The organism is Collinsella sp. LCP19S3_D3 (assembly GCF_052121455.1).
Lineage (GTDB): Bacteria > Actinomycetota > Coriobacteriia > Coriobacteriales > Coriobacteriaceae > Collinsella.
The window spans coordinates 1-824 of the sequence record NZ_JBQKEF010000054.1 but is presented as its reverse complement, the minus strand read 5'-3'; the positions used below and the strand labels follow the sequence as shown (position 1 = coordinate 824).

Here is an 824-nt window from a genome sequence, read left to right as displayed (position 1 = left end):
GGGACTGCGGACAAAAAGTTGGACCGTTGAGGTCCGGAACGGAGTCCGCATGGCATACAGTAGGAGAATGGTGGAGAGGGCCAGGGCGCTTCGCGGCGCCGGGCTCACCGTCATGGAGATAACCGAGATACTCGGCGGGCCCGGCAAGACGTCCGTCTGGCGCTGGATCAGGGACGTGCGCAAGCCCGCGGGAAGGGCCGGTGGAGGAATGGACCTGCCGCGACTCGTCGGGGACGGCCCCGACTACCCCGACATCGACCCGGAGGACAAGGACGCCCTGATCGAGCGGCTCAGGCTCGAGAACGCGGTGCTGAGGGCGGTGCAGGACGTTTTAAAAGCCGAGAGCCTCGACGGGATGTCGAACAGGGAGAAGACCCTGGTGATAGACCGCCTGAGGCCGTGCGGGAAGTGGTCCTTGAGAGAACTCACGAGTTCCTTGGGGATATCAAAGAGCTCCTATGAGTACCAGCGCCGCGCGATCGCGAGGCCCGACCGGCGCGCGCCCCTGCGCGCGCTCGTGCGCAGGATCTTCACCGAGGACGGCGAGGGGGCGCGGGGGTACCGCTTCGTGACGGCGCGCCTGCGCGAGCTCGACGAGCCCGTGCGCGCCTCGGAGAAGGTCGTCCTCCGCATCATGCGCGAGGAGGGCCTGGTCCCCAGGTGGATGAGGAGGAAGAGGAGGCCCTACAGCTCCTATGCGGGCGAGCCGACGCCGGCCCCGCCGAACCTCGTGCGCCGCGACTTCCGCTCGGCCCTGCCGAACTTCCTGTGGCTCACCGACATCACCGAGTTCAGGCTGCCCTCCGGCAGGAAGGTCTACCTGT

The 824-nt window shown here is 67.5% G+C and carries 1 protein-coding gene; it reads left to right on the top strand.

Annotated elements, in window-relative coordinates; all coding sequences use genetic code 11:
• Positions 1-49 precede the first annotated feature (49 nt).
• A partial coding sequence (locus ACTQXM_RS09000) for an IS3 family transposase (RefSeq protein WP_441537649.1) occupies positions 50-824 on the top strand: 775 nt, incomplete at its 3' end.